A 9,792-nucleotide genomic window follows, 5' to 3' on the forward strand; every position below is an offset into this window, starting at 1 on the left:
TTTTTTTGGCATGGCTATTTTTGCTCGATTTTTTCAGCAATTATAACAGACCTATGACAACCGGATTCCGTATTATATCGCCGGACATGATATAACCACTGACTAATAACTAATGATATCAATTCCGGTTGTATCGGAATGATTAAACCACAGAGGGTACAGAGGACACAGAGAAAGAGAAGAGAGAGATAATAATTCCGAGGTTAACGGATTTGATATGACTAACAACTAACAACTAATGACTAATGACTAACAACTAAAACCAAATTCCCGATCGCCCTTCCGCTTTCCTGCATTTCGTGGGCGACCGCAATCTCGTCTAAAGCAAACCGCCCAGCAATAACGTGGCGCAAAACTCCAGCTTTCAAACAAGTTGTAATATCTTCTACCGCTTGTTGATGCGCTGCTTTGTCCATCACATAAACTAGCACGTAATGAACGGTAAGATTTTTGTAAATTAAGGAGTACACTGGAATTTGAGGCGTTACATCCGAATCCGAAGCATAAGTGGCGATCGTACCGTTGCGTTTGAGCACTTTTAAATTAGTTTCCAAATTGCTAGCAAAGTCAACTTCAATTACACGCTCGACTCCTTCCCCTTTCGTAATTTCTTTGATGCGCGCCACCACATCTTCGGCTTTGTAATTGATAATATAATCAGCTCCCGCAGATCGGGCAATTTCTGCTTTTTCCGCCGAACTTACAGTCGCAATTACAGTTGCTCCGCCCCATTTTGCTAATTGAATCGCATAATTTCCAACAGCACCCGCGCCGCCCGCAACTAATATTGTTTTCCCCGTAACAGCACCATCTTTAAAAACGCAATTGTGAGCTGTCATTGCGGGTACTCCCAAACAAGCACCTTCTACAAATTCTGTATTATCTGGCAGAAAAACCGCTTGTTCGCTGGGTACAACCACATATTCCGCCGCCGTACCCAATCGGCGGGGCAATGTAGCTTCATAAATCCAAACACGTTCGCCAATTCGTGACGGCGGCACGCTTTCTCCTACTGATTCAATTATTCCTGCACCGTCGTTGTGGGGAATCACTCGCTGGTGTCGCATTGTGAGTCCGCCCCAACCGCTGCGCTGCTTGACATCGGAGGGGTTAATGCCGGATGCGTGTACTTTAATCAGCACTTCATGTGCACCCAATTCGGCCACATCCATTTCGCCAATTTTGAGAACATCTTTGGCGTTGCCGATTTCTTCGTAGTAAGCAGCTTTCACAGTTGTTTTCTCCTGATGTTTTTAATCTTCCTAAACCCGCCCCGCATTACTTTAGGCAATGCCGCCGTTAACGCGGATATTTTGTCCGGTAATCCACCGGGCTTGTTCGCTGCACAAAAAAGCCGTCACATCGGCAATATCTTCAACTTTTCCGAGTCTTCCCAAAGCAGTCATTTGGGTAAATCTTTGTATTTGTTCGGCTGTTTTGCCGACAGTGAAGAGTTCTGTATCTGTTGGGCCCGGAGAAATTACATTGACTGTAATTTGCCGATCGCCCAATTCCTTAGCCAGTGATCGAGTTAGCTGTTCCACCGCGCCTTTTGTCGCCACATAAGCCCCGTAAGTTGGCAGTAGCATCGCCGTTGTCGAACTGGAAAAATTAACAATTCTTCCTCCCTCCGCCATGCGTTTAGCAGCTTCTTGACAAGCAAAAAACGTGCCTTTGACGTTAATTGCAAAAAGATTATCAAACTCTGCTTCGGTAACTTCCGCTACAGGTTTGTAAAGAATTACTCCTGCATTATTGACTAAAATATCGACTTGTGAATAGGTTTCCTGAGTGCGATCGAACAAATCGCGAATTTCAGCGGTTTTGCTGACATCGGCTTGTACGGCTAATGCTTTGCCGCCCGCTGCTTCAATCGCTGACACAACATCCTTAGCCTGATCTGCGCCTCTGGCGTAGTTGACGACAACCGATGCGCCTTCTTGGGATAATCGGAGGGCGATCGCCCGTCCTATTCCCCGCGAGGCACCCGTCACAATTGCCACTTTTCCTGCTAGTGATGCCATGACATTTCCTCTGCAATTAGCGTTGATGCTGGTTCAAAATAATCATACTATTTTTTTCCGCATTCCGGTATAGAAACAAATTTAAAATCTCAATTAGTCAGAATTTTCCTACAAATCGCGGTTGCTAACTAACAGTTGTGGTAAAGTAGTGTCGGCTGTTAAAGTAAAATCTATGACCGTAAATTCCGAGTTAGCAGAGCAGTATTTGTCCGCAGGCGAGAGCCTTCAGAAATCAGGAAAACTTGAGGAGGCGATCGCTCAATATCAAAAAATACTAGCCCTCAAGACGGATGAGGCTGTTGCACACAGCAAGATAGCAGAAATTTATTACGCGCAACAGAAATATGTACAGGCGATCGCCTCATGTTACCAAGCACTTCGCCAGCAACCGAATTTCCCCGCCGCCTACAAAACTCTAGGCAATATCCTGCAAGCCCAAGGCAAAATAGACGCGGCAATTCGCGCCTACTCAAAGGCGATAGAATTTGACCCTAATTTTGTCGAAGCCTATGTTAACTTGGGCAGTATGTTTTACAAACAAGGCCAGCTCGATGAGGCCATAACTTACTACCAAAAATCTATTGCTATTCAACCCGATTTAGCCGTCGCTTATTGGAATTTAGGCAAAAGTTTGGAAGTTCAAGGGAGAATCAATGAAGGTTTATTTTATCAAAAAAAAGCTCTAAATTTACAGCCGGAGTTAGAAGGTAGAAGCAATTTAGTAAAAAATAACACTTACTGAAGAGGAATGTTATAGTCGGAATAATTCAATCATTAACGATGCAAGCTGGCTCGAAATGGAAATTAACCAGAATCCGCTCGAATTGCTAACGGCTAAAGTACGAGAAACTGTTGCCGATATCCAAAACTTAGGCAACCAAATTGATGCAAAATTTGATGAAAGTGCAACTGGATTAACGGCGTGGGTACAATCAGCGCCAAGTTCAATTGTTAGTGCCGGGGCGATCGCCACTCAAGAAGCTTTCACAATAGCACACAACATCCGTTTTGAGAACCTGCCAACATATCTGCAATTGAAATTTGCTAGGGCTGGGATGCGTGAGGGCATCCGAAATGTGCAAGAAGCAGCAAAAGTATTTGAATCCATACCCGCCCAAATTCGTGCCCAAGACCCAGAAGCAATTCACAACTTCTGTCAAGATAAAGATTGGAGTCACATCCAAGCACACGTCAATGGAGGCGGAAGCGAAGCTGCTAACGGGATTTTTGAATATTTTTGGGTGAATCGTGCTCGCGGTGGTGCAGACATGACTGCGGCAGAATTAGCAGTCGCTAAGCAAGTTTTAGCGGATGCAGCGTTTAAAGCAGCAGTTGCGGAAATCGTTGGGGCTGCAATGAAAGGGGCGATCGCGGCAGCAGTAATTGAGTTAGTATTTTCGATATTAGAAAACTCGCTATTGTGCGTTGAAGGCAAAATTACGCAGTCAGAGTTAGTGGAACAAGTCGCCACCGCCACCGCCAAAGCTGGCATTGCTGGCGGTGTTATTACTGGCATTCTGTTAACACTGTGCATGATATTTCCTCCCATTGCCGCGCTTTTAGGTGCCGCAGCGATGCCCTTGGCGGTTGCAGGTATTGGTTTTATGGGAATTCGCGCCTGGGAAATATTTTGTCACGGCGATCGACTATTTGGTATTACTGAACAAACACAAAAATTTCTGGGGATGACTGAAGCGACAACTTAAACTGTTGACAGTTGACCGTTGACAGTTATGATACCCGAATCAAACCGTTTATGAAGCGCGGATTGAAGACTCTATTCATGAGGTTATTTATGTCCGCGCTTTTGGTGGCGGTTGCTTGTAGCAACATTTTCAAATAATTGGCAAACATAAATAGTATGGATTTAGTAGAAAAAACTCAAGATCAGCAGCATCCGCAATACAAGCGCGATCGACTCAGTGTCGATACTTTATTAGCAGGAGAAGCAACCGACTACAATTTATCGGAATTAGCAAGATTAATAATTCGCTACCGAGGCTTTCCCGGCGCTAGAGATATTCAATCAGACTTAAAAAAAGTCCTGCAAAAATGGAATCACACCGAAGAAAGTCTTTACGAACAAACCCGTAAAATTCACGCCCAAGGTGAAGTTTACAGGAAACAAAAAAGCGATCAAGAAGATTGGGCTTAATCTCAAATCTACCTTAAATACCTCCTTTATCTCTTACGTGAGAAAGGCTATATTACGAAAGCGGAGAAGTGAAATAGCGATCGAAATTAATGAGTAATTTTAGGCCTCGGAGCCGGTGCACCTCGCAGCATTCCTTCTGTACTGAGGTCTTCATCAATTTCTTCCCAGTGAATGCCATAGCCTCCTCCACATACTTCCCATTTTTCCCTTTGATCGGGCGTTGCATGAAACAATCTTGGATACCAAATTAAAGGGACGGTAATGATTCGTCCATCCATCAAATCAACACTAATGGTTCTTCTGTAAAATGAATGTGCTTAACTCTCTCGTCCGCTCGAATCGCCAAAATACCCATACCAAGCCTCCAATAGCGTTTGTTTATTTTCTTGTACTACCGACTGTATTTTACGAAGTTCTTTAGCACTAAAACCAAGGTTGTTTCCTAAACTGACTGGCTCCAACCAAAATTTAACCGATGATTTGTCTCTGTCAATATGAACATGAGGTGGTTCATTTGGTTCATGGCTGTAAAAGTAAAGTCGGTAAGGGCCTATTCGTAAAATAGTGGGCCTAATTCCAGGTTATACAATATTTCAATGCGAATATCTGTATTTGGTCTTCTTTTATTCTTCTTCCATGACACGGGTGGTGTAAAATCAACTGGTTCCTAGGAAGAGCCTGGGAACCAGTTGCAGTCAACAGTCAACAGTCAACAGTCAACAGTCAACAGTCAACTATCTTCAAACCATCTCTGGCGAAACTTGCATTGCCGGCTGCGGCTGGAACTGGAACAGCGAATAAACCACATTGCGGCGGATATCCGTCATCATGTCCAAAAACAGCTCGTAACCTTCAGTTTTGTACTCGATCAGCGGGTCTTTTTGCCCGTAACCACGCAGCCCTACAGACTCGCGCAAAGCATCCATTTGTTGCAAGTGTTCCCGCCACAAAGTATCAATTTGCTGCAAAATAAAGAACCGTTCCGCATCTCGCATCAATTCCGCTCGGATTGCATTAACTTCCGCTTCTTTAATGTCGTAAGCATTGCGGACTTGTTCGTGCAGGAATGTTTTAATTTCCTCAACGGACAAATCTTCTAGCTGATCCGGTGTCATGTCAGCGAGCAGATAAACAAATTCCTTCACCTTGCTCACAAGTTTGTCGAGTTCCCATTCTTCCGAAGGTAAATCGGGATTGATGTATGCTCCCACGATGTCATCCATCGTCTGTTCGGCATACTTAATTACCTGTTCTTTGGAGTCTAAACCTTCCAATACTCGACGACGTTCTGCATAGATTGCTCGACGCTGATTGTTCATCACTTCGTCGTATTCAAATACCTGCTTGCGGATGTCGTAATAGTAGGTTTCGACTTTTTTCTGAGCGCCTTCGAGGGAACGAGTCAGCATTCCAGATTCGATCGGCATATCTTCCTCAACACCGAAAGCCTTCATCAAACCGGCCACCCGTTCGCCGCCGAAAATCCTGAGCAAATTGTCTTCCAAACTCAAGAAAAACCGCGTAGAACCCGGGTCTCCTTGGCGTCCCGCCCGGCCACGCAACTGATTGTCTATCCGGCGCGATTCGTGGCGTTCCGTACCGATGACGTGCAAGCCTCCCAACTGCACGACTTCATCGTGTTCGGTGCTGGTAAAAGCATCGTACTCCCTGCGAGTTAAATTGTAAGCTTCCCGCAATTTTTGAATTACCGGGTCTTTTGTGGGCGCTTTTTCCGAGGCTATAGCCACGATATCATCGGCTTGTAATTCCGAGAGCGATCGCTCGCCGTACTCTTTCACCGCCAATTCCACGGCCGCCTTGAGCAGTTGCTCGGCATCTTTCGATAGCTGCGTCGGGAAAATCTGCGCCGAAGCTTTCCAAGACTTTACCTTTTTCGCAGTCTGACCAAAACCTTGAGCTGCGGGGCGGCCACCAATACCGGGCACTTGCACCACCGAAAACCCTTCCTCATCCTCGGGTTGCACGATCCGGGGCATAAGATACTCGCGCAACTTCAGGCGGCCCATGTACTCAGAATTACCGCCCAAAATGATGTCTGTACCGCGCCCGGCCATGTTCGTGGCGATCGTCACAGCACCCTTGCGTCCGGCTTGAGCGATAATTTCTGATTCCCGCTCCACATTTTCCGGTTTAGCGTTGAGCAAATTGTGAGGAATTTTGCGTTCCAGCAGCAGCCGCGACAGCAACTCCGACTTTTCCACACTTGTCGTGCCCACCAGCACCGGCCGACCGATCTCGTGCATTTCCGCGCATTCTTGGGCGATCGCATTCCACTTCCCAGCCTCCGCCTTGTAAACCATATCCGAAAGGTCAGTGCGGCTCGTAATCCGGTTAGTGGGAATCAGCGTCACTTCCAGGCTGTAAATCTTCTCAAACTCGGTTTCCTCAGTCTTCGCCGTCCCTGTCATCCCCGACAGCTTCGGATAAAGCAAAAAGAAATTCTGATAAGTAATCGTCGCCAGCGTCTGAGTTTCCGGCTGAATTTCCGCCCGTTCCTTGGCTTCGATCGCTTGGTGCAAACCGTCGCTCCAGCGGCGTCCCGGCATCACCCGGCCCGTAAACTCATCGACAATCACGACTTCGCGATCGGGAGTGACGATATAGTTAATATCCTTAATAAACAATTCCTTCGCCTTAATCGCATTAAAAATGTAATGCGCCCAAGGGTCAGCCGGGTCATACAAATCCGTAACACCCAACAAATTCTCAGCTTCACCAAACCCTTCATCGGTCAAAAGCACATTACGAGCCTTTTCGTCAACCTCGTAATGTTCTTCATTTTCCTTTCTCAGAGCAGAAGCTACCTCAGCCGCCCGCATATACTTCTCACTGGGGCGTTCCACCTGGCCGGAAATAATTAAAGGCGTCCGTGCTTCATCAATCAGCACCGAGTCAACTTCGTCAATCACGCAGAAGTTAAAAGGACGCTGCACTACATCTTCCATGACAGTAGCCATGTTGTCGCGCAAATAATCAAAGCCGACTTCGCTGTTAGTCGCGTAGGTAATATCGCAGCTATAATTTTTCTTTCGTTCCACCTGATCCATGCCCTGCTGAATCAGTCCGACAGTCAATCCCAGGAAGCGGTGCACCTGCCCCATCCATTCCGCATCCCGCCTTGCGAGATAATCGTTGACGGTGATGATGTGTACGCCTTTGCCGTTGAGGGCGTTGAGGTAAGCCGGCAGCGTCGCCACCAGAGTTTTGCCCTCACCGGTTTTCATTTCGGCAATTTGGCCTTTGTGGAGGATGATGCCGCCGAGGAGTTGGACATCAAAGTGGCGCAGTCCCAAAACCCGCTGTCCCGCTTCCCGCACCACTGCAAAAGCTTCCGGCAAGATTTCGTCTAGGATCTCTTTCTCCTCGTTGAGAGATTTAGCTTTTGCCAGACGTTCTTGAAACTCGGCCGTTTTCCCTCTGAGGCCGTCGTCTGAGAGTGCGCGGAAGTCTTCTTCCAAAATATTGATATCAGCTACCCAAGGCTGAAATTTTCTCAGTTTGCGCGCGTTGGGGTCGCCTAGCAGATTTTTAAACATGGCAGGAGAGGCAGATTTTTAATAATTTAGCTATTAGCTTTCAGGGTTAGGGGCTGTAGTGTTAGCCACAACATATACCCTCCCCGATTGTAGCAACCATTGGCTCTCCTGGGCCGTCGCTGCGGGCGATCGACCGATTTTCGATTTTCGATTTTCGATTTTAGATTGAATAATCCATCGACCGATTTTAGATTTTCGATTTTGGATTTTCGATTGATTGACCTCTGTTCCGGGTTATTAAGGGGATGGAGGGTTCTAATTGTCAAACAGCAGACCGATCGCATTTTTGGTGAAAAGTCCCGAAGGGCGATCGGGTTTTACTGGCGCAAAAGCTACATACTTCTAAAAATCCACGGGCGATCGATTTCCCTCACCCGCCACCAAATCCCACAACACATCAATACATGAGCCGAGATATTTTGCATCCTGATGGCGATCGATCCATTGCACGACAGCAGGCAAAACGTCACTAGATTTCAGACCCAACTTACCCAAGGCAGATGCTGCAAAGTAATGCACCGAGTAAATTCTATCTTCGAGACGTAACAGCAGAGCATTGATGACAGTTTCTGAAGCATTTCCCAAGTTACCCAAGGCAGAGGCTGCCAAGAAACGCACTAAGCCATCCTCATCTTGGAGACGTAAAACCAGAGCACTAATAACGGGTTCAGAAGCATTTTCCACGTTTTTCAAGGCTTTTACTGCCTCACGACGTAGCAACTTATCGCTATCTTCGAGACTTAGCAGCAGAGAGCTGATCGCGACTTGAGAAGCATTTCCCAACTTAACCAAGGCAGATGCTGCCGAGACACGCAGCGAGTTATCGCCATCTTCGAGACGTAACCGCAAGGCAGTGATGACGGGTTCTGAAGCATTTCCCAACTTACCCAAGGCAGATGCTGCCGAGACACGCAGCGAGTTATCGCCATCTTCGAGACGTAGCAGCAGGGCAGTGATGACGGGTTTTGAACTATTTCCCAACTTACCCAAGGCTTGTAATGCCGAGCTACGCACCGAGTTATCGCCATCTTCAAGACGTAGCAGCAAGGCAGTGATGACGGGTTCTGAAGCATTTCCCAACTTACCCAAGGCTTGCGTTACCGAGACACGTACCCAGAAATCCTCATCATCTTTGAGACGTAGCAGCAAGGCATTGATTACGGATTCTGAAGCATTTTCCAAATTACCCAAGGCTTGTACTGCCGAGCTACGTGACGAGTTATCCCCATCTTCGAGACATAGCAGCAAGGCACTGATGACTGATTCTGAAGCATTTCCCAACTTACCCAAGGCTTCTGATGCCAAGACACGTACCAAGAAATCCTCATCTTTATCTTTGAGGCGTAACAACAAGGCACTGATGACTGATTCTGAAACATTTCCCAAGTTGCCCAAGGCTTCTGCTGCCGATAAATACACCCTATGATCCCTATCTTCGAGGCGTAGTAGCATGGCAGTTATGACAGCTTCTTTTTCCCCTAAAGCTGCTTGATATCTCCACAATCGATTTGCATCAACGCCCCTTGCTTTCAAAAGTTGCAAAGTTTGCGCCTCAAACTCAGTCTCACTCATACTGCAAAGGATTTGAAAAACCTGAGAGTGAACTCTGTAACCAACCTGTTGCTCATCGCTTACCTCCAACTCAACCAACTTATCCAAAATCTCCACAGTTAGACTGGAATCTGCCTTCTTTAAATCTTTAATATTTTCAGCAAGGCAACTGCCAGCAAAAAATAAATCGCGGTGCAACCATTCCTCATGCTCGCTATTCGCAGCCAAAATTGCCCGCATCGCTTTCGCCGCTTTCTTCGGTTTTTGTTGAGCAATCAACAACAGCAACACTTCCCGCCAGTGGGGGTCATGCAACTGCTCTCGAATATGCTTGAGAACAATCTCAAAATCATCCTCATCATCTGCCTGATAGCCAATTTCCTGAGCGCACAAATATTCTTGAAAAGTCTTGTGTACAAAGGCGTACAGGGTGCATCTCACTTTGGCAAATACATCAAATTGAAAGTTGACCGTTGAGATAAGCACAGCGAAGAGCAAGGATAGA

9 protein-coding genes are annotated in these 9,792 nt (G+C 46.5%); 3 read left to right on the forward strand and 6 right to left on the reverse strand.

What is annotated here, in order from left to right; translation table 11 throughout:
• Positions 1–242: 242 nt before the first annotated feature.
• Entirely contained in the window at positions 243–1,232 is a 990-nt protein-coding gene (locus QUA40_RS26015; protein WP_333131230.1) for an NADPH:quinone reductase, read from the reverse strand.
• A 51-nt stretch (positions 1,233–1,283) separates the two neighbouring features.
• Positions 1,284–2,024: an SDR family oxidoreductase gene (locus tag QUA40_RS26020; protein ID WP_333131232.1), complete on the reverse strand. Its 741-nt coding sequence runs from the start codon at positions 2,022–2,024 to the stop codon at positions 1,284–1,286.
• Between the two features lie 172 nt (positions 2,025–2,196).
• On the opposite strand from QUA40_RS26020, the gene QUA40_RS26025 reads away from it, so the two are divergent.
• The 3 genes from QUA40_RS26025 (at position 2,197) to QUA40_RS26035 (ending at position 4,179) form a co-directional block, all read left to right on the forward strand.
• Positions 2,197–2,766 carry a tetratricopeptide repeat protein gene (locus QUA40_RS26025; RefSeq protein ID WP_333131234.1) on the forward strand — a complete coding sequence of 190 codons (570 nt, stop codon included), beginning with the start codon at positions 2,197–2,199 and terminating at the stop codon, positions 2,764–2,766.
• Positions 2,767–2,821: 55 nt separating this feature from the next.
• A complete protein-coding gene (locus tag QUA40_RS26030; RefSeq protein WP_333131236.1) occupies positions 2,822–3,730 on the forward strand; it encodes a hypothetical protein in 909 nt (302 codons plus the stop codon).
• 155 nt (positions 3,731–3,885) lie between these two features.
• Complete coding sequence (locus QUA40_RS26035; RefSeq protein ID WP_333131238.1) at positions 3,886–4,179, forward strand: DUF3288 family protein; 294 nt, start codon at positions 3,886–3,888, stop codon at positions 4,177–4,179.
• 86 nt (positions 4,180–4,265) lie between these two features.
• Here QUA40_RS26035 and QUA40_RS26040 read toward each other — a convergent pair whose 3' ends face one another.
• The 4 genes from QUA40_RS26040 to QUA40_RS26055 all read right to left on the reverse strand — a co-directional run.
• Positions 4,266–4,457 carry a DUF2442 domain-containing protein gene (locus tag QUA40_RS26040; protein ID WP_333131240.1) on the reverse strand — a complete coding sequence of 64 codons (192 nt, stop codon included), beginning with the start codon at positions 4,455–4,457 and terminating at the stop codon, positions 4,266–4,268.
• Between the two features lie 39 nt (positions 4,458–4,496).
• Entirely contained in the window at positions 4,497–4,754 is a 258-nt protein-coding gene (locus tag QUA40_RS26045; RefSeq protein ID WP_333131246.1) for a DUF4160 domain-containing protein, read from the reverse strand.
• 165 nt (positions 4,755–4,919) lie between these two features.
• Positions 4,920–7,736 (reverse strand): preprotein translocase subunit SecA, encoded by a 2,817-nt coding sequence (secA, locus tag QUA40_RS26050; protein WP_333131242.1) that lies wholly within the window; start codon positions 7,734–7,736, stop codon positions 4,920–4,922.
• A gap of 342 nt (positions 7,737–8,078) precedes the next feature.
• On the reverse strand, positions 8,079–9,792 hold a 1,714-nt coding region (locus QUA40_RS26055), incomplete at its 5' end, for a HEAT repeat domain-containing protein (RefSeq protein ID WP_333131244.1).

The sequence above is a fragment of the Microcoleus sp. Pol11C3 genome, from assembly GCF_036701485.1.
In the GTDB taxonomy this organism is placed as follows: domain Bacteria; phylum Cyanobacteriota; class Cyanobacteriia; order Cyanobacteriales; family Microcoleaceae; genus Microcoleus.